The sequence below is a fragment of the Nocardia sp. NPDC056611 genome (assembly GCF_042792755.1).
Lineage (GTDB): Bacteria > Actinomycetota > Actinomycetes > Mycobacteriales > Mycobacteriaceae > Nocardia.
On record NZ_JBHTVV010000002.1, the window covers coordinates 1,235,527 to 1,253,588 of the forward strand.

General features: G+C 69.6%; 18 protein-coding genes. 7 read left to right on the forward strand and 11 right to left on the reverse strand.

Annotated elements, in window-relative coordinates:
• Nucleotides 1-2: 2 nt before the first annotated feature.
• The gene (locus ACFRAQ_RS14330; protein WP_379099020.1) at nt 3-1,583 is read right to left on the reverse strand and encodes an MFS transporter; all 1,581 of its coding nucleotides are present in this window, start codon (nt 1,581-1,583) and stop codon (nt 3-5) included.
• A gap of 156 nt (nt 1,584-1,739) precedes the next feature.
• Nucleotides 1,740-3,110 carry a CoA transferase gene (locus tag ACFRAQ_RS14335; RefSeq protein WP_379099023.1) on the reverse strand — a complete coding sequence of 457 codons (1,371 nt, stop codon included), beginning with the start codon at nt 3,108-3,110 and terminating at the stop codon, nt 1,740-1,742.
• Between the two features lie 64 nt (nt 3,111-3,174).
• Between ACFRAQ_RS14335 and ACFRAQ_RS14340 the strand changes: the two genes are divergently transcribed.
• Nucleotides 3,175-3,963 (forward strand): thioesterase II family protein, encoded by a 789-nt coding sequence (locus ACFRAQ_RS14340; RefSeq protein WP_379099025.1) that lies wholly within the window; start codon nt 3,175-3,177, stop codon nt 3,961-3,963.
• A 51-nt stretch (nt 3,964-4,014) separates the two neighbouring features.
• Here ACFRAQ_RS14340 and ACFRAQ_RS14345 read toward each other — a convergent pair whose 3' ends face one another.
• The 6 genes from ACFRAQ_RS14345 to ACFRAQ_RS14370 form a co-directional block, all read right to left on the reverse strand.
• Nucleotides 4,015-4,791 (reverse strand): O-methyltransferase, encoded by a 777-nt coding sequence (locus ACFRAQ_RS14345; protein WP_379099027.1) that lies wholly within the window; start codon nt 4,789-4,791, stop codon nt 4,015-4,017.
• 85 nt (nt 4,792-4,876) lie between these two features.
• Complete coding sequence (locus ACFRAQ_RS14350) at nt 4,877-5,248, reverse strand: DUF2784 domain-containing protein (protein WP_379099030.1); 372 nt, start codon at nt 5,246-5,248, stop codon at nt 4,877-4,879.
• A 20-nt stretch (nt 5,249-5,268) separates the two neighbouring features.
• Complete coding sequence (locus tag ACFRAQ_RS14355; RefSeq protein WP_379099032.1) at nt 5,269-6,030, reverse strand: O-methyltransferase; 762 nt, start codon at nt 6,028-6,030, stop codon at nt 5,269-5,271.
• Nucleotides 6,031-6,343: 313 nt separating this feature from the next.
• The gene (locus ACFRAQ_RS14360) at nt 6,344-7,795 is read right to left on the reverse strand and encodes an SDR family NAD(P)-dependent oxidoreductase (protein WP_379099035.1); all 1,452 of its coding nucleotides are present in this window, start codon (nt 7,793-7,795) and stop codon (nt 6,344-6,346) included.
• Between the two features lie 117 nt (nt 7,796-7,912).
• The gene (locus tag ACFRAQ_RS14365; RefSeq protein WP_379099038.1) at nt 7,913-8,986 is read right to left on the reverse strand and encodes a hypothetical protein; all 1,074 of its coding nucleotides are present in this window, start codon (nt 8,984-8,986) and stop codon (nt 7,913-7,915) included.
• On the reverse strand, nt 8,983-9,198 hold the full coding sequence (locus tag ACFRAQ_RS14370; protein WP_379099041.1) for a hypothetical protein: 216 nt from the start codon (nt 9,196-9,198) through the stop codon (nt 8,983-8,985). The genes ACFRAQ_RS14365 and ACFRAQ_RS14370 overlap by 4 nt, the downstream gene beginning before the upstream one ends.
• Before the next feature lie 123 nt (nt 9,199-9,321).
• Here ACFRAQ_RS14370 and ACFRAQ_RS14375 point away from each other — a divergent pair, with 123 nt between their 5' ends.
• From ACFRAQ_RS14375 to ACFRAQ_RS14385, 3 genes are all read left to right on the forward strand, one after another.
• Nucleotides 9,322-10,017: a TetR/AcrR family transcriptional regulator gene (locus ACFRAQ_RS14375; RefSeq protein WP_379099044.1), complete on the forward strand. Its 696-nt coding sequence runs from the start codon at nt 9,322-9,324 to the stop codon at nt 10,015-10,017.
• Nucleotides 10,018-10,105: 88 nt separating this feature from the next.
• A complete protein-coding gene (locus tag ACFRAQ_RS14380) occupies nt 10,106-11,251 on the forward strand; it encodes an acyl-CoA dehydrogenase family protein (protein WP_379099047.1) in 1,146 nt (381 codons plus the stop codon).
• Nucleotides 11,235-11,948 carry a TetR/AcrR family transcriptional regulator gene (locus ACFRAQ_RS14385; protein WP_379099049.1) on the forward strand — a complete coding sequence of 238 codons (714 nt, stop codon included), beginning with the start codon at nt 11,235-11,237 and terminating at the stop codon, nt 11,946-11,948. The genes ACFRAQ_RS14380 and ACFRAQ_RS14385 overlap by 17 nt, the downstream gene beginning before the upstream one ends.
• On the opposite strand, the gene ACFRAQ_RS14390 is transcribed toward ACFRAQ_RS14385, so the two are convergent.
• Nucleotides 11,945-12,982 (reverse strand): saccharopine dehydrogenase family protein, encoded by a 1,038-nt coding sequence (locus tag ACFRAQ_RS14390; RefSeq protein ID WP_379099052.1) that lies wholly within the window; start codon nt 12,980-12,982, stop codon nt 11,945-11,947. The genes ACFRAQ_RS14385 and ACFRAQ_RS14390 overlap by 4 nt on opposite strands.
• A gap of 151 nt (nt 12,983-13,133) precedes the next feature.
• Here ACFRAQ_RS14390 and ACFRAQ_RS14395 point away from each other — a divergent pair, with 151 nt between their 5' ends.
• Nucleotides 13,134-14,003 (forward strand): AraC family transcriptional regulator, encoded by an 870-nt coding sequence (locus ACFRAQ_RS14395; RefSeq protein ID WP_379099055.1) that lies wholly within the window; start codon nt 13,134-13,136, stop codon nt 14,001-14,003.
• A gap of 57 nt (nt 14,004-14,060) precedes the next feature.
• Nucleotides 14,061-14,897, forward strand: a complete 837-nt coding sequence (locus ACFRAQ_RS14400; protein WP_379099058.1) for an LLM class F420-dependent oxidoreductase — start codon at nt 14,061-14,063, stop codon at nt 14,895-14,897.
• 51 nt (nt 14,898-14,948) lie between these two features.
• Here the strand turns inward: ACFRAQ_RS14400 and ACFRAQ_RS14405 are convergent, their stop codons facing one another.
• Both ACFRAQ_RS14405 and ACFRAQ_RS14410 read right to left on the reverse strand, forming a co-directional pair.
• Nucleotides 14,949-15,488, reverse strand: a complete 540-nt coding sequence (locus tag ACFRAQ_RS14405; protein ID WP_379099061.1) for a YdeI family protein — start codon at nt 15,486-15,488, stop codon at nt 14,949-14,951.
• 54 nt (nt 15,489-15,542) lie between these two features.
• Nucleotides 15,543-16,949, reverse strand: a complete 1,407-nt coding sequence (locus ACFRAQ_RS14410; protein ID WP_379099064.1) for an MFS transporter — start codon at nt 16,947-16,949, stop codon at nt 15,543-15,545.
• Between the two features lie 159 nt (nt 16,950-17,108).
• On the opposite strand from ACFRAQ_RS14410, the gene ACFRAQ_RS14415 reads away from it, so the two are divergent.
• Nucleotides 17,109-18,005, forward strand: coding sequence for a LysR family transcriptional regulator (locus tag ACFRAQ_RS14415; RefSeq protein ID WP_379099067.1), 897 nt, complete (start codon nt 17,109-17,111; stop codon nt 18,003-18,005).
• Nucleotides 18,006-18,062 lie beyond the last annotated feature (57 nt).

Genomic DNA, 18,062 nt, shown 5'->3' on the forward strand with positions numbered 1-18,062 from the left:
TCTCAGCTGGGCGGCACGTGCCGCAGCCGGGTCACGGCGATGACGGCCAGCAGCAGTGCGGCCCCCGCCGCGATGGCAGCCGTCAGGTGCATGCCGGTGAGGAAGGCGTGCTTGGCGGCGTCGGCCACTGTGGTGCCGAGCCTGCCAGGCATGGTGCGCGCGACTTCCAATGCCGCGCCGAGCGTGTCCCGCGCCGCGCGTGCGTCGGGTTCCGGCATGCCGTAGGGCAGGCCGGCATTGAGCTGGCTGCGGTAGATGGCGATGCTGATGCTGCCGAGGATGGAGATCCCGAGCGCGCCGCCGAATTCGGCCCCGGTCTCCGAGAGCCCGGAGGCGGCCCCCGCCTGCTCCGGCGGCGCGGAGCCGACGATGAGCTCGGTGGTCACCCCGAACACCGGTGCCAGACCGAACGACACCAGCAGTGACGCCACGATGGTGAGCTCCACCCCGCCCGAGGTGGTGATCTGGGTGAGCAGCAGCAGTCCGGCGGCGGCCATGGTCATGCCGGCGCCGATCATGTACGCGGGCCGTACCACTTTCATGATGCGCGGCCCCAGCTGCGAGCCGACCATGAAGCCCAGGCCCGCCGGGATGGTGGCCAGACCGGCACGCAGCGGCGACATGCCCAGCACCAGCTGGAAGTACTGTCCCACGAACAGGGCGTATCCGAAGGCGACGAAGATGGAGACCATATTGATGGTCAGCGCGGTCCGGAAGCTGCCTAGTCGGAACAGGCGTAGGTCCAGCATCGGGTCGGGCGTATTGAGCTGACGCCGAACGAAGATCACCCCGATCCCGATGCCGGTGGCCAGCGCGGCCACCGCGATCGGGCCGGGCCCGTCCTGCGCGGCCTTCTTCATGCCGAACACCACCAGCAGCACCGCCGCCGTGCACAGCGCGGCGCTGACCGGATCGAGGCGGCCCGCGTCGGGATCCCGGAACTCGGGCAGCACCCGGGGCGCGAGCACGATCAGCAGCACCATGACCGGCACCGCGAGCAGGAACACCGACCCCCACCAGAAATGTTCGAGCATGAGCCCGCCCGCCAGCGGCCCGATGGAGCCGCCGACCGAGTAGGAGCCCACCCAGACCCCGACCGCCACCGACCGTTGCCCCGCGTCGCGAAACATGGTGAAGATCAACGAGAGTGTGGAGGGCGCGAGGGTGGCCCCGGCGATGCCGAGCAGTGCCCGGCAGGCGATGAGCACCGGCGCGGACGGCGCGAAGGCCGCGATCACCGAGATCGCCGCGAACGCGGCCGCTCCGACCATCAGCAACCGGCGACGGCCGATGCGGTCGCCGATGGTGCCCATGGTGAGCAGCAAACCCGCGACGAGAAATCCGTAAACGTCGATGATCCACAGCAATTGGGAACTGGTCGGCCGCAGGACCTCGCTGATCTGCGGCACCGCCAAGTGCAGGACCGTCAGGTCCATCGAGTAGACCAGGCACGCCAGTGCGAGCACCGACAGTCCGGCCCATTCCCGTCTCCCTACCTTGGTGGCGCCGGCATCGCTGGCGGCGGTGAGCAAGGGAGCAGGTGTGTCCACGGTGACGTCCTCCATCCGCATGTCGACACACATGTCGACAATTTTGATGTCGGTTTCAGGGTCTCATTTATTAACGCCGGACGGGGGATAAGTGCGGCGTGTCGAAAGTGCTGCATTGCAAGGCAATTCGACTATTTCTCGGATGTACTTGCGGGTGTGCGTGCAGCAGCTTGTATACATTCGCCGAAGTTACGAACCGTCCGGTCGGGCTTTCCATTCGGGAGCGCTCGATCCGTAGGCCGGAGCGGGACACGGAAAGTCCGGATACTCGCCCAATGCCGGGCCCGCGGTGCTCACCGCCGCGTGCGTCACCGCGTAACGCGGATCCGGGACCTGCGCGGGCACGTGCCCGGGCGTCCGGCCCGGTGCGGTGATCAGCCAGGATGCGGTGCGGGCCAGCGCGACCCGGACATCGCGGCCGCGGCCGTCGGCGCGGCGCGCGCACAGCGCGTCCAGCACGCCCGCCGCGAGCAGGTACCCGCTGGCGTGGTCGAGGGCCTGGGCCGGGAGGGCGCCCACAGCCGGTTCGTTACGCGAATTATCGCGTGTGCCTTCGATAAGAGAAATTCCGGATGTGGCCTGCACGATGCTGTCGAAACCGCGGCGATCTCCCCACGGGCCCCGTTCGCCCCACGCCGAAACTCGTCCGTGCACAATTCCCGGTCGAATATCGCCGGGCCGCACTCCGAACCGTTCCAAGCTGCCCGGTCGGTAACCCGTGATGATTATGTCCGCATTGCTGATCAATTCGCGAAAGACCGGAAGTCCGGTGCGCAAATCGACTACAGTGGAACGCTTCCCCTGACAGGTGTCCAGGAACTGCCAGTCGATCTCCGGCAGGTCCGGCGGGTCGATCCGCAACACATCGGCTCCCAGCAGGGCCAATGCCCGCGTCGCCACCGGACCGGCGATCACCCGGGTCAGATCCAGCACCCGGATTCCGCGCAGCGGGAGCATTGCCGTTGCGGCGCCGAGTGAGTCGAGCGCGCCCCGATCGCCGCGGGCGTCGAGCGCGACCAACGGGCCGGACGCGGCCGCTGTGCCCTGCGGGCTGTCGGCCCACTCCCGCTCGGTGCGCACCCGGAACGCGATGGCCGCGTGCTCGGCGGCGCGCTGTTCGATATCGGCGGCCGTCAGCGTCGCGACCCGCCGGGTGAAATCCTCGGGAGTGGCCTCGGCGGACAGATCCAGCGCCGCCAGCAGGCGCGCCCGATGGTGCGGGTAGTTGGCGTGCGTCCGCACCCAGCCGTCCGCGCTTCGGAAGAAACCCGACAACTCCGCGAACATTCGCGGCTGCTGCCCATCGATCCGCAGCAGCTTGTCGCTCTGGAAGGCCGCCGCGACACGGCCGGGATCGATGACGCCGTGCAGCGGCGTCACCCCGCAGACTTCGCGCCACCGGTCGGCCGCACCGGCGAAGGCCGCGACCGCGCCACCCGCCAGCGCCCAGACCGGTAGCGTCGCAGCCAGATTCGCGCCCGGATCGAGCGCCGGCACCGGTGTCCCGGCAACCCCGATTCCGGTCTCGTAGTCGCGAACCAATGCGTCATAGGTGGCCACGAGCCGACTCTAACGCCGGGACCAGGTGCGAGCCCGACGCGAGATCTCGGGGCATACTCGATCGATGAGCGCCCATCGACTCCCCGGAACCACCTGGCTGCGCGAACTGAAGCCCGATCCCGCCCCCGAGACCGTACTGGTGTGCTTTCCGCCCGGCGGCGGCTCCGTCGGCGCCTACCGGCAGTTGGCCCAGCGCTTCGGCGCGGGCACCGCGGTCTTCGGCGTGCAGTACCCCGGGCGGCAGGACCGCCTCGGCGACCCGCCCGTCCCCGCGCTCACCGAACTGGCCGGGCACGCCGCCACCGATCTGCTGGCCTGGCCGAAAGACGTGCGGCTGGCCATCTTCGGGCACAGCATGGGCGCGACCGTCGCCTACGAGACCGCCCGCCGGGTCGAGGCGGGCGGACGCGAGGTGACGCACCTGTTCGTCTCCGGCCGTCCCGCACCGGTGCACGAGGAGTCCGGACGCCTGCACGAGGGCCCGGACGAGGGTCTCATCGCCGAACTCGAACGCCTGTCGAACGATCCGGCCTCGGTGCGCATCCTGCGCGACGAACCGGGGCTGGCCGATCTGGTCCTCCCGGCGGTCCGCACCGACTATCGCGCGGTCGAGACCTACCGCCACCAGATCGGCGCACCGCTGCGCACGCCGATCACCGCGCTGATCAGCTCCTCGGACCCGACCACCTCGGCCGTCCAGGCCGGGCAGTGGCGCGACTTCACCACCGCCGATTTCGATCTCGCCACCTTCGAAGGCGGCCACTTCTATCTGGATCTGCCCGAGAACATCAAGGCGCTCGCGGACTCGATCACCCGCGCGCTCGCCACGGCGTCGCCCGGCCCCTCGAAGTAGGTCGGCCGGGCTGCCGCGGACGGCGCCTGCGCCGCCGCGGCGAGTTCGCCGTCAGCCCAGGTATTCCGACTCGAGCACCCGGTCCTTGAGCAGGGACTGGTACTCGATGTGGGTGTCGTGCTCCACGGTGCGCCAGGACGTGCCCTCGGCCTCCCGCATGTAGGCCAGGTAGTCCGGCGCGCCGGGAATGCGCATATTGTCGGCCACCACGATGGTGCCCGGGTGCAGCCAGCCCGCGTCGAGAATGTGCTTCAGATCGGCGAGGTACGCCGACTTGTCGTGATCGACGAAAACGAAATCGACCGCGCCCTCGGTGATCCCGTGCTCCTCGGCGAGCGCGCGGATGGTGTCCCCGCCGTCGCCGATGGTGCCGACCACCACCGTCACCCGATCCGCGAACCCGGCGTGCGCGATGATGGCCCGCGCCACCTCGGCATTGGCGGCACTGAACTCGACCGAGATCAGGCGCGCGCCCTCGGGCAGCACCCGCGCCGTGCGGACCGCGCTGTAGCCGACGTAGGTGCCCAGCTCCAGGGCCAGCCTCGGATTCGCCCGGCGCACCGCGGCATCCAGCAGCAGGCCCTTCTCGTCGCCGACGTTCACCAGATTGCTGCGCGTGCGCGCGAACCGGTCGATCGCGTCCAGCACGCTGTCCGGGTTGCCCTGCTCGGCATTGGCCAGCACGTGATCGCGCACCGCGGCCTCACGCCCGTCACCGAATTGGCCCGTGCGGGTAAAGGTCCCGATTCCCCACACGGTGCTGACCGCCGTGCGCACCGGATACACCACCCGCTCCAGGAACACCGACGCGATCGATGAGCCACCCATGAAAACCCCTTAAGTCACTTCGACAACCAGCGCGATTATGCACGCCCCGAAGCGGATTCGCCCGCAGCGGCCGGATCGGCGGTGATCACGAGGGTGTGGCGGCCCGCCGCCGCGACAGCAGATACAGGCCCACCCAGGACACGACGACGCACACCACCACGACCACTCGGACCTCTTCCAGCGCGCTGCGGGGATAGAGCACACCGGTGATGTAGTGGTCGATGAATCCGCTCGGCGGCAGGCCCGCCTCGCCCGCGCGGTGGCGCGCCCAGTTCTCCAGGTTCGTCAGCGGGCACTCGACCTTGAACAGCACGGTGCTGAACCCCCATCCGAAGGCGAGCAGGTGCAGCCAGAACGTGCGCGGCCAGCGCCAGGCGATGAACCCGCCCACCACGACATAGGCCACGAACGCGAAATGCGCGATCGCGGTCGCGTCGGCCAGCAGCCGGTAGACCATGACCCCAGGATAGGTGCGGGTCAGCCCAGGTACTCCGACTCCAGTACGAGATCTTTCAGGAGCGACTGGTATTCGACGTGGGTGTCGTGCTCGACGGTGCGCCACGTGGCGCCCTCGGACTCGCGCATGTACCGCAGGTAGTCCGGCGCTCCCGGAATGCGGACATTGTCGGCGACGGCGAGGCTGCCCGGGTGCAGCCAGCCGGCCTCCAGGATCGTCTTCAGGTCCGGGAGATAAGCCTTCTTGTCGTGGTCGAGGAAGACGAAATCGAGTGCGCCGGGGGCGAATCCGTGCTCGGACGCCAAGCGTTTCACGGTGTCGCCGCCGTCGCCGATGGTGCCCACGACAACGGTCACCCGATCCGAGAGCCCCGCGTGCGCCAGCAGCGTGCGCGCGATCGACGCGTTGTCGGCATTGAACTCCACCGACACCAGCCGCGCGCCCGGCGCCAGCGCCCGGCCGATCCGGACCGCGCTGTACCCGCAGTAACCACCCAATTCCAGGGCCAACGCGGGGCCGGCCCGGCGCACGGCCGCGTCCAGGATGAGCCCCTTCTCATCGCCGACATTCACCAGCATGCTGCGGGTCCGCGCGAAGCCGTCGTACGCGGCGAGCACACTGTCCGGATCGCCGGCCGCCCCGTGGGCCAGCACGTACGCCCGCGCCGCCTCCTCCCGGCCGTCGCCGACCTGCCCCGTGCGTGCGAAAGTCGGCCCGCCCAAGGCGAATCGGATCACCGACCAGCGCAGGAACGGCAACCGCTCCCGCAATGCATCAGCCACAGACCTAGCGCTCATGAGATCACCCGTCCTGGTGGGGGAGTGCGTGTGTCGATTATGGGCCGGGTGGAAACGCGGGGTGGGGGACCGCACATGAATCGGACTCGGGAAACCCGCAGAGTAGGGGAGTTTCTCGTCCAATTCTGGCGGCAGCCCGATGCTCGCCGGAGCTGATTTCGGCAATCAAGTCATATGAGTACGTACATATGCGCATCAAAACATGAATGCTCACCTACTCGGAAACAGTCGAGAAACAGCCCCCTCACCTTCTAAAACAGCAAAGAGGGGAGGGGGCTGGGTCGGTACGGGAGTCTGGCTACCAGTTGGAAGGTTCGTAGTCCTTGAGGAAGCAGCCGTACAGGTCGTCACCGGCTTCGCCGCGGACGATCGGGTCGTACACCCGGGCCGCGCCGTCGACCAGGTCGAGGGGTGCGTGGAAGCCCTCCTCGGCGAGCCGGATCTTGGTGTAGTGCGGTCGCTCGTCGGTGATCCAGCCGGTGTCGACCGCGGTCATGAGGATCTTGTCGGACTCGAACATCTCGCGGGCGCTGGTGCGGGTCAGCATGTTCAGCGCGGCCTTGGCCATATTGGTATGCGGGTGGCCCGCGCCCTTGTAACCGCGGGCGAAGACGCCTTCCATGGCGGAGACGTTGACGACGTACTTGCGGCGGGCGGGGGCGGCGGCCATGGCCGGGCGTAGTCGGGAGATGAGGATGAACGGCGCGACCGAGTTGCACAGCTGCACTTCGAGCAGTTCGGTGGCCTCGACCTCACCGACGTTCTGCACCCAGCTGTTGGTGTGGGCGAGGTCGGGCACCAGGCCGCCCGCGTCGATGGCGACGCCCTGCGAAATGCGTTCGGGGGTGGCCGATCCCGCGATCAGCGCGAGGTCGGTGATGTCGGCGGCGGTGAGGTTGGGCGTGAGGCTCGCGGTCAGCGCGGTGGGGTGGGCCTGCATGGTCTTGCCGAAGCTGATCACGTCGGGCAGTTCGCCGGCGGGCAGCGGTCCGTTCTCGGCTTCGACGAGGGCGCTGTAGGCGCCGACCGAGCGGCGCACGGTCTGGGCGGCGTTGTTGATGAGGATGTCGAGCGGGCCCTGGGCGGCGACGTCGTCGGCGAGGGCGACGACCTGGGCGGGGTCGCGCAGGTCGATGCCGATGATGCGGAGCCGGTGCAGCCAGTCGGCGCTGTCGGGCTGGGCGGCGAAGCGGCGGATGGCGTCGTTGGGGAAGCGGGTGGTGATGGTGGTGTGGGCGCCGTCGCGCAGCAGGCGCAGCGCGATGTACATGCCGATCTTGGCGCGGCCGCCGGTGAGCAGGGCGCGCTTGCCGGTGAGGTCGGTGCCCGCGTCACGCTTGGCGTGGCTCTTGGCTGCGCAGTCCGGGCAGAGCTGGTGGTAGAAGGCGTCCACGCGGGTATAGCGCTGTTTGCATATGTAGCAGGGGCGTGCCCGCAGCAGCGTTCCGGCGCTGCCGCCTTCGGTGGCGGAGCTGATCGGGATCCCGGCGGTTTCGTCGTCGATGCGGTTGGGAGAGCCGGTGGCGGTGGCGGCCACGACTTCCTTGTCGGCGGCGGAGATGGCGTCGCGGGTGGCGATGCGCTTGTTGCGCTTGAACTTCTTGAACATGTGCCCGACGGCGCGCTGCACGGTGACGGAGTCCGGGTGGTCCTTGTCGAGCTCTCCGGCTTGTTCGAGGACGCGCAGGCAGGTGGCCAGGTCGGCGGGGTCGATGGCTGGGGCGTCGGTCGGGGTGGTCTGCTCGGCCATCGGAGCTGCGGTGATCCTTCGTGTGCGGGGCGGTGGACCGAGCCATTCTCCCAGAGCGTCGGAGGTGCGGGTCGCCCGGCCGTGACCTGGGGCCGGGCGCGGTGGGTGGTGGTCGGGTCAGGTGGTGGCGGTGCGGAGGGGTTCGAGTCGGGTGGCGTGGTGGTCGTGGCCGAGTTCGCGGGCGTGGTCGGCGAGCCGGGTGAGCAGGTCTGCGGGGATGTGGTCGCGGAGCTGAATGAGGGTGTGCCACACCGTGTCCGGGGTGTCGGTGGTGAGGGCGGCGTCGACGAGCGGCAGGGCTTGGGGCCAGAGGTCGTGGGTGGCGGTGGCGTCGATGATGGCGGTGAGGATGTGTTCGTCGTGGATGGCGGGGCGTTGGGCGAACCGGCGCAGGCTGTCGGGGCTCATGGCGCTGGTGATGGGCAGCAGGGTGGTCCAGGCGTCGAGTTCGGCGACGGCGGCGATGAGGCCGTCGAGGACGTCGTCGCCGAGGCCGGCGGTGATGTCGCCGACCCAGGCGCGGTTGTGGGGTGCGATGTTGTCGAGCAGGTCGATGCCTTCGGCCCACATCTGCTGGTCGTGGGCGGCGCGGATGATGCCGGGGACGCGGTCGGCGACGATGTGCAGGACGTGGTCGAGGGCGGTTTTGTCCTCGAGTAGGAAGCCGATGCGCAGCAGGTCGGGGTCGCTCATGACGGGGGCGGCGGCGCGCAGGGCGGGTTCGGGGATGACGTGGACGAAGCGGCCCATGGTGATGTGGTCGCCGCGGGACAGGAGTTGGCGGGCGACGTCGGCGACCATGGTGGCGGGTACGGCGGCGATGATGGCGGCGGTGCGGCGGGGGTCGAGTTGGACGGCGGCTTCGGCGAGGAAGGCGGGGGTGAGGTTCTTGGCGATGTCGACCGCGCGGCGGGGTTCGACGGCACTGGCGACGGCGGCGCACAGGATGGGTCCGAAGGCGCGTTCGGCGATCTTGGAGCTGATGGCGACGGGGACGATGGCGCTGGCGGTGGCGATGGCTTTCATGCGTTGGGCGTCGCGGTCGAAGAGCAGGTCGGTGACGCGTTCGCGGTATTCGCGTAGGGCGGCGGGTGGGAGGTCGACGAGGAAGTCGAGGTCGGTGGGGTCGTCGAGGCCCAGGACGCGGGCGAGTTTGGTGGTTTCGGCGACGGCGGCGAGGTGGTCGCTCATAGACCCAGTGCTTTCTTGACGGCGGGGCGCAGCAGGCGCGGGACGAAGTCGAGCGAGGAGCCGAGGGCGGCGTCGAGGGTGTCGCGGCGGTGGGTCTTGGCGGCTTCGAGGAGGCGGTGGAGTTCGGCCAGGTCGCTGTCGGGGAGCTGGTCGAAGGCTGCGGGCAGGGGTGCGCGCAGGGTGTCGCCGAGTTGGCGGGCGGGGTCGGACATCGTCGTCTTTCCGGTTGTGCGTACTGCCGGTACGGGATTCGATACTGGCAGTACGCTCGGTCCGAAATCAAGTGGGATTGTCGCGTGGACCTGCCGTACCGGCGGTACATGTATGCTGCGCGGGTGGTTCGTAGCAGTGCCGGGGGGACTCGGCTGGTGTCGCGTGAGGACATTGTGGACGCGGCGATCCGGGTGATCGATCGGGCGGGTCCGCGCCCGAGCATGGATGACATCGCGCGGGAGGCGGGGATCACCAAGCCGCGGTTGTACCGGCAGTTCGCGGACAAGGGGGATCTGTTCACCGAGATCGCGGCGCGGATGTCGCGGCGGGCGTTCGCGGCCGCGGGTGCGGACATGACGTTGATGCTGCAGCCGCCACGGCTGGCGTTGACGCGGGTGTTCGGGGAGTACGCGCGCGGAATCCTGGAGCATCCCAACGTCTTCCGGTATCTGGGGCAGGCCCCGGTGATCCGGCAGTCGGGCTCGGGGGTGCTGCAGCTGGATCTGGGGCGTGAGGCGGCGCTGCGGTTGGAGAAGCTGGCGCGGTCGGTGGCCGAGGCGGTGCCTTTGGATACGGCGGGGCTGGACTATCTGTCGCGCGCGCTGACCGGTGCGGTGGTGTCGATCACCGATCTGTGGCTGTCGGATTCGGATACGCCGTCGGCGGCGCAGACCGAGGAGTTCGTGGCGCAGGCCACGGAGTTGGCGTGGGGGTTGATCGATGGTTTTCTGCGGCGTCAGGGGATCGCCGCGAATCCGGACGTGCCGATCTTCACGATGTTCGCCGAGGTGAATCAGGCCCGGTCGTCCGACTATTGACACGTTGTTGACACCACGCCAATAGCCGTGCACCCTAGGGGCGAGGCGCATGTGCGCACCCCCCTTTCAGGCAAGCGAAGGATCTGCGATGGCACGCCCCGCATGGAGCGACGACGAGGTCGAGGCGGTACGGACTCTGGCGACCACCTTCTTCGAGAAGGAGGTGATCCCGCACACCGAGAAGTTCATCGAACAGGGCCACCCCGACCGCGCCCTCTACAACCGGGCCGGCGAACTGGGCCTGCTGTGCGCGGCCATCCCCGCCGAATACGGCGGTGGCGGCGGCACTTTCGCCCACGAGGCGGCCATCATCGAAGCCCAGACCCACGCCGGGGACGGCTCCCTGGGCATGTCGGTGCACTCCTCGATCATCGCGCCCTACATCCACGAGTTCGGTTCCGAGGAACTCAAACAGCGCGTGCTGCCCAAGGCGGCCAGCGGCGAGATGGTGCTCTCCATCGGCATGACCGAACCCGGCACCGGCTCGGACCTGCAGAACATCAAGACCCGCGCGGTGCGCGAGGGCGACGAGTACGTCATCACCGGCTCGAAGATCTTCATCTCCAACGGCTGGCTGTGCGATGGCATCATCATCGCCTGCAAGACCGACCCCACCCAGGGCGCGGCCGGCGTCTCGCTGATCTTCGCCGAGGTCTCCGACGAGACCCCCGGCTTCAAACGCGGCCGCATCCTGTCCAAGATCGGCGGCAAGGCCCAGGACACCGCCGAACTGTTCTTCGACGGCCTGCGGGTGCCCGCGTCGAACCTGCTCGGGCAGGCCGAGGGCCAGGGCTTCTATCAGATGATGCAGATGCTGGCCCAGGAACGACTGGTCACCGCCATCCTCGCGGTCGCCATGACCGAGAAGGCCGTGCAGCTGACCGTCGACTACACCAAGGGCCGCGAGGCGTTCGGCAAGCCGCTCTACGCCATGCAGAACACCCGGTTCGAACTCGCCGAGTGCGCGACGATCGCCAAGGTCGGACGCGTGTTCCTCGACGACTGCATCAGCAAGCACCTGCGCGGGGAGCTCGATATCCCCACCGCGGCCATGTCGAAATACTGGTTGACCGATCAACTCGGTAATGTGGTGGATCGCTGCCTGCAGTTCTTCGGCGGCTACGGATACATGACCGAATACCCGATCTCGCAGTTGTACACCGGCGCTCGGGTCCTGCGAATCCTCGCGGGAGCCAACGAGGTGATGAAGGATCTCATTGCCCGCTCACTCTGACCCCACCGCGCCGCCAAGGCCCGGCGGTAACTCCGAACCCACCGCGCCGCCAAGGCCCGGCGGTAGCACCGACCTCACGGCGGACGACGGCGCCACGCGCCGTCGCCGCCTCGAGCCCGACGAACGTCGCGCGCAGATTCTGTCCTGCGCGATCGACATGTTCGGCGAGCGACCCTACGCGGCGGTGTCCACCGCCGAGCTGGCCCAGCGGGCCGGGGTGGCGCGCGGGCTGATCAACCACTACTTCGGCAACAAGCGCGACCTGTATCTGGCGGTGGTGCGCCGCATGGTCACGCTGCCGCGGCCGGAGAAGATGGCGGTGCCCGCCGGGACGCTGCGGGAACGCGTGGACGCCAGCGTGGCGTGGCTGCTCGACACCATCGGTGAGCACGGCAGCACCTGGGTCAAGGTCACCGGCCACGAAGGCGTCGGCGACGATCCGGAGGTGCAGCGCATCCTCGACGAGGCCGACTACGCCGCCGCCGACCGCATGGTGGCGATGATGGGTCTCGACGATTCGCTGCATTCGGCCGAATTGCGGGCGCTGGTGCGCTGTTACGGCGGCCTGGTCAAGGCCGCCGGGCGCGAATGGATCGTGCGCGGCAGCCTGACCCGCGAGCAGGTGCACCACCTGCTCGCCGACGCGCTCACCACGCTGGTGGCCGAGACGTTCCCGAAGGTCGACGCGAACCCCTAGACGCTCGCGAGCTCCTCGACCTGCCAGTGCACGCCCGTGGTGGCGAGATGGTCGAGGAAGCTCGCGGCGTCGAAAGCCTGCGCGGGCGCGAGGGTTCCGGCCGCGGCGCCGTCGAGCGCCAGGCGGCGCGCGGCCTCGACGGCGATGACCGCGGTGGCCGCGTACGGGTCGAACCCGGTCACCCAGCCTCGCGCCCGACTGCCATCGGCGCCGGTCGCCTCGGCCAGGATCAGCCAGCGCGACGCGGCCAGCGCGTCGGGGTCGGGGATCTCCGGAATCGTCTCGGCGACTTCACCGCCCAGGCCGGCGAAGATCTCACCCATCTCGGTGCGGATCACCCCGCGCACGATCGGGGTGTCGAGGTGGCGGGGAATGGTGTAGACGCCCGGCAGGGCCAGCGGCGTCACCGACACCGGTTCCGGTTCGCCGGGTTCGAGGAGGGTGGTGGCCGATTCGTTCGCCGATTGCCATGTCCGGTCGCGGTATTCGACCTGATCGAGCACGGCGATGGCGGCCATCGAACGGGCCGTGCCGCGCGAGGCCGCGCCCGGGCGACGCAGATCGGCGACCCGGACTTCCCGCAGCGGTGTGTCGAGGCGGGCCGCGGTGAGCGCGGCGATCAGATCACCGGGCACACCGTCATCGGTGACCGCCGGAACGACCGCGACCCCGGCCTGTTTCGCGGGCTCGTCATAGGTGGACAGGATCTTGTGCAGGTAGCCGGGTTCGCCGGTGGTGTCGATGTAATGGCGGCGGGCGGCGATCGCGGCCCGCACCACCGGCTCGCCCCACAGGGTGAACGGGCCGGCGGCATTGACGACGGTGTCGCTGTCGGCGAACGCGGCGGCCAGGGCGGCGGTGTCATCGAGGGCGGCCACCCGGATCTCGGCGTCGGGGACCCCGGTGCGGGCGGCGACGGCCCGCAACCGGGTCTCGTCGCGGCCCACGAGGATGGGGGACAGGTCGCGGCGCGCGAGTTCGGCGACGATGAGCGAACCGGTGAAACCGCTCGCGCCGTGCACGGCAATACGCATGAGGGACAACTCCATCGGGTGAAGGGGATACGGGCCGGGAATCGGCTCGCAATCCACGCTAGGCACGCCCGGTCGGACGATCCATGCTCGAAAGTCCGGTTCCGATATCCGATCGTCCGGAGTCGCGGGCGCCGCCGGTACGGTGGGATTCGTGGACATCCTCAGTGACGCGGTCGCCGCGATGCGGCTGGGCACACCGCATTCCACCCGCACCGTCCGGCGCGGCAGCTGGCGCACCCACTTTCCTGCCGCGGGCAACAGCGCCGGTTTCCATGTTGTGCTGCAAGGTTCGTGCTGGCTGCTGCCCGACGACGGCGACCCGATCCACCTGCACGCCGGTGACGTCGCGTTCATGCCCCGCAGTCGAGGCCACGCGATCGCCGACCGCCCGAACGGCGACCCCGGTCCGGCCGCGGCGGGGTCGGACACCGTATTGCTGTGTGGCGCTTACTCTCTCGACGACGCGCGCCCGCACCCCGCGTTGGCCGAACTGCCCGATGTGATCCATCTGCCCGCCCGGGTCGGCCACCACAGCCCGCTGCGCGCCGCGATCGACCTGCTCGGCCACGAACTCGACGCCGCCGACGGCTCCGGGGCCATCGCGCCACTGCTCGAAGTGCTGCTGCTGTTCCTGCTGCGCGCCTGGCACCAGGCCCACCCCTCCGACACCGGATGGGTCGGCGCGCTACGCGACCCGGCCGTGCACACCGCCCTGCAAGCCATCCACGCCGACCCCGGCCAGGCCTGGACCGTGCAATCACTGGCCGACCGCGCGGGCGTCTCACGATCGGTGTTCGCGCAACGCTTCACCGCCACCCTGGGCATCGGCCCGCTCACCTACCTGACCTGGTGGCGCATGACCGGCGCGGCCCGGTTGCTGCGTGACACCGACCTGCTGCTGCGCGTCGTGGCCGAAAAGTCCGGATACACCTCCGAATACGCGTTCGCCAAAGCCTTCAAACGCGAATTCGGGGTCGCGCCGGGACGATTCCGCGCCCAGGGCCGCCCCGACGCCGCCTGAGCGAATTCGATACCGCGCCGGGGAATGCAACTCGATCATCGACGGTTGGTGCCCGGTATGGCATTCGACGGCTTGGGAACATTCGGCGTGTGGCAGCCTTATCCGCAGTTCACCCCGGAATCCGCGCGGGAAATAGAGGAACTCGGCTACGGCACGATCTGGCTGGGCAGCTCCCCGCCCGCCGACTTCGACGGCTACGAGCAGCTGCTCGCCGCCACCGAATCACTGGTGGTCGCCACCAGCATCGTCAATGTGTGGGCCTCGGCGCCCGACGCCGCCGCCGACACCTACCTGCGCCTGGACGAGAAATTCCCCGGCCGCTTCCTGCTCGGCATCGGCGCGGGCCACCGCGAACACACCGCGGACTACACCAAACCCTATGACGCGCTGGTCGACTACCTCGACGTCCTCGACGCCCGCGGCGTCCCCCAGCACGGCCGCGCCCTCGCGGCGCTCGGCCCGCGCGTGGCACGCCTGGCCCGCGACCGTACCGCCGGCGCCCTGCCCTATCTGACGGTCCCCGAACACACCGCCGAACTGCGCGGCATCCTCGGCCCCGACTCCCTGCTCGCGGTCGAACACAAAGTGGTCCTCGACGACGACCCGGCCCGCGCCCGCACCCAGGGCCGTGACCGCGCCGGCTTCTACCTCGGGTTGAGCAACTACACCAACAACCTGCGCCGCTTCGGATTCGACGACACCGACCTCGCCGCCCCCGGCAGCGACCGCTACATCGACGCCGTCGTCGCCCACGGCACCGCCGACCAGGTCGCCGACCGGTTGAACGAGCACCTGCGCGCCGGAGCCGGCCATGTCGCCATCCAAGTCCTCGGCGACGACACCGCCGCCGCCCTGCGCGCCCTCGCCCCCATCCTCACCACGAACCGGGACTGACACCGATTCCGGGCGACACGCGTCACGCCTGTCGCCCGGAATCAGCCGGTGTCACCGGCTTTCGAGCCCGCTCACGGCCTTCTCCAGCCGGGAAGCCCGTGTTTTCGCCGTTCTCGTGCGCACCACGTCCAACACGATCAGATACTGGCCCGTCCGGTCCAGCGCCTCGAACGCGGCCCGGGCCCGCGGCCGCGCCGCCAACGCCGCCGCCAAATCCTCGGGCACCGTGAAGTTCGCCTGCGACGGATACGCCGCCGCCCACCGCCCATCCGCGCGCGCCGCCGCCACCTCCGCCAGCCCCGGCCCGCGCATCCGCCCCGCCGCGGTCAACGCCGCCACCTTGTCGACATTCACCTGCGACCAGAAACTCCCGGGCCGCCGCGGCACATACTTCTGCAGATAGAACTCGGCATCGAGACCCTTGCGCTGCCCGGAGATCCAACCCCAGCACAGCCCCACATCCACCGCCTCGTCCTCGGTCAGCGACGCGATCCCGGATCCCTTCTTCGCCATCCGAATCCACACCCCCTCCGCGCGCGCGTGATTGACCTCGAGCCAGGCATCGAACGCCTCCGCGTCACCGAACGCCACCGAATCCATACCCGCCACTGTCGCAGACCGCACCGACACCACCGCTGATCGCCGCTACCGGGCCACCCGACGCGACATCAACGCCTGCCCGAGCACGAGCGCACCCAGGACCAGCACCGCCACCCCGACCACTCGGAATCCGGCGTCCGCGCCCGAGACGAACGCCGCGACAATCGCATCGGAACGCTCAGGTGCGAAGCCCCGAGCCTGCGCCACGGTGTGCGCGCCGCCCGCACGGACCTCCGGCGGGAGAGCGGCGACGAAACGGGAGGTCAGGACGGTGCCGATCACCGCCACACCCAACGCGCTCCCGAATTCGCGGGTCGTGGCCTGCAACCCCGCACCCACCCCGGCCAGCGACTGCGGCAATGCGCCGGTGATCGCCGCCGACAAGGTCGGAAGAGCCAGCGTCACACCGATTCCGGTGACCACCAGCCACACCGCATACACCAGGTAGGAAGTGTGCGGGCCGGTGGTGGACAGGCCCAGCAGTCCGCCGCCGACGAAACCGAACGCGATCGCGATCGTGGCATCCACCCCGATCCGCCCCGACAAGCGTCCGACATGGCGTGCGCCCACGATGACCGGAACCGTCAACGGAATGATCCCGAGCCCCGTGCGCAGGACCCCGAACCCCTTGGCGTACTGCAGGAACGAGGCGTTCACGTAGAACAGCGCGAACATCCCGAAGAACACCGCCGTCATCCCCAGGCAGGCGCTGCGCAGACCCGGTGACGCGAACAGCCGCGGATCCAGCAACGGATGCCGCACCCGCAACTCGACCACCGTCCACACCGCGAACAACACCGCCGCGCACCCGAACCCGGCGACCACCACGACACTGCCCCAACCCGCCACCGGACCTTCCACGATCCCGACCAGCAGCGCCACCGACGCCGCGACCAGCAACACCGTCCCCACCGGATCCAACCGCCGATCGTGACGGCCCGACACCGGCGCGATCCACGCCACCAACCCGGCCAGCACCCCCGCCAGCGGCGCCGCCGCCACGAACAGCCACCGCCACGACCCGCCCGAAAGCACCGCGCCGCCACCGACATTGCCCAGCACCCCGCCGATCCCGGTCATCGACGCCCACGTCGCGATCGTCGCGGCCTTGCGATCGACGGGCACCGCGTGCAGCAACACCGCCAACGTATTGGGCAACACCGCCGCCGCGCCCGCCCCCGTGATCGCCCGCCCCGCCAGCAATACGCCCACCGACGGCGCCAGCGCCGAGACCAGCGCGCCCACCGCGAACAAGCCCAGCCCGGCCAGCAGCACCCCCTTGCGCCCGAACCGGTCACCGGCCGCGCCACCGGGAATCACCAGGCACGCGAACACGATCACATAGGTGTCCACGATCCACACCAGCGCCGACGCCGACGGCCGCAGCGGACTCGCCGCCAGCATCGGGACAGCCAGATTGATCGCGGCCACCATCCCCACGACCAACACCACACACGCGCACATCAACGAGACGAGCCCCCGACGAACCACCGCGTTCGGCGCGGTCCCAGCTTGGGGAAGAAGGTTTGTTTGCATGAAGTGCACGCTATGGATCAGGTGTGTATTCGCGCGACGCAAGTTCGACAACCCAGAGTTGCATACGATGCAACAATGACCGAGCAGCTCGACCTGAACCTGTTGCGCGTCTTCGACGCCCTGCTCCAGGACGCCAGCGTCACCGCGGCCGCCGAACGCCTGCACCTGTCGATCCCCGCGACCAGCCGCGCCCTGGGCAGGCTGCGCCGCGCCATGGGCGACCCCATCCTGGTGCGAGCCGGACGTGCCATGACGCCCACCCCGTTCGCGCTGCGCACCGCACCCCGCGTGCGGTCCCTGCTCGAAGAGGCCGCCGCCCTCATCAGCGCCGACCGCACCATCGACCTCGCGGCGCTCGAGCGCACCTTCGCCATCCGCATCAACGATGGTGTCGCCGCCACCCTGGTCACCGCCGCCGTCGCGGCCACCGCGGCCGCCGCACCCGGCGTGGTCCTGCGCTTCGTGCCCGAAGGCGACGAAAGCCTCGAAGCGTTACGTGACGGCAGCATCGACCTCGACATCGGCGCCGATACCGCCGCCGCCCCCGACATCCACACCGCCGAGCTCTACCGCGAACACCTCGTCGGCATCGTGCGCGCCGAGCATCCGCTGGGGCGCCACCGCCGCCCCACGCTGGCTCAACTCTGCACACACCCGCACGTGTCGGCGTCGCGTCGCGGCCGTGCCCGCGGCCCCCTCGACGACGCGCTCACCGCCGCGGGCCTGCATCGCCACGTCGCCGCGGTCGTGCCCACCTCCGCCCTTGCCGCCCTGCTGGTTTCGCACACCCCCTACGTCGGGCTGGTCCCGCACCGGCTCGCCGAACAGTACGGCGACACCTTGGGCCTGCGTTGGTTCGACATCCCCGCGCCCCTCCCCGAAGTCGACATCCGGCTGCGCTGGCACGCCCGCCTCGACGCCGACCCCGCCCAACGCTGGCTGCGCGAGACCCTGCGCACCGCGCTGGGTTGACCGGGCGCGCAACCGTTCCCACGTCACCGGTGTCGAAACCTCCCACCCCGCCCCAAA

Excerpts from the sequence above, each read along its gene's own strand:
- ACFRAQ_RS14370 (WP_379099041.1), bottom strand. The coding sequence starts at position 9,198 with ATGTCCGACCCCGCCCGCCAACTCGGCGACACCCTGCGCGCACCCCTG.
- ACFRAQ_RS14360 (WP_379099035.1), bottom strand. The coding sequence starts at position 7,795 with ATGGCCGAGCAGACCACCCCGACCGACGCCCCAGCCATCGACCCCGCC.
- ACFRAQ_RS14330 (WP_379099020.1), bottom strand. The coding sequence starts at position 1,583 with ATGTGTGTCGACATGCGGATGGAGGACGTCACCGTGGACACACCTGCT.
- ACFRAQ_RS14390 (WP_379099052.1), bottom strand. The coding sequence starts at position 12,982 with ATGCGTATTGCCGTGCACGGCGCGAGCGGTTTCACCGGTTCGCTCATC.
- ACFRAQ_RS14340 (WP_379099025.1), top strand. The coding sequence starts at position 3,175 with ATGAGCGCCCATCGACTCCCCGGAACCACCTGGCTGCGCGAACTGAAG.
- ACFRAQ_RS14415 (WP_379099067.1), top strand. The coding sequence starts at position 17,109 with ATGACCGAGCAGCTCGACCTGAACCTGTTGCGCGTCTTCGACGCCCTG.
- ACFRAQ_RS14350 (WP_379099030.1), bottom strand. The coding sequence starts at position 5,248 with ATGGTCTACCGGCTGCTGGCCGACGCGACCGCGATCGCGCATTTCGCG.
- ACFRAQ_RS14400 (WP_379099058.1), top strand. The coding sequence starts at position 14,061 with ATGGCATTCGACGGCTTGGGAACATTCGGCGTGTGGCAGCCTTATCCG.
- ACFRAQ_RS14345 (WP_379099027.1), bottom strand. The coding sequence starts at position 4,791 with ATGGGTGGCTCATCGATCGCGTCGGTGTTCCTGGAGCGGGTGGTGTAT.
- ACFRAQ_RS14365 (WP_379099038.1), bottom strand. The coding sequence starts at position 8,986 with ATGAGCGACCACCTCGCCGCCGTCGCCGAAACCACCAAACTCGCCCGC.
- ACFRAQ_RS14380 (WP_379099047.1), top strand. The coding sequence starts at position 10,106 with ATGGCACGCCCCGCATGGAGCGACGACGAGGTCGAGGCGGTACGGACT.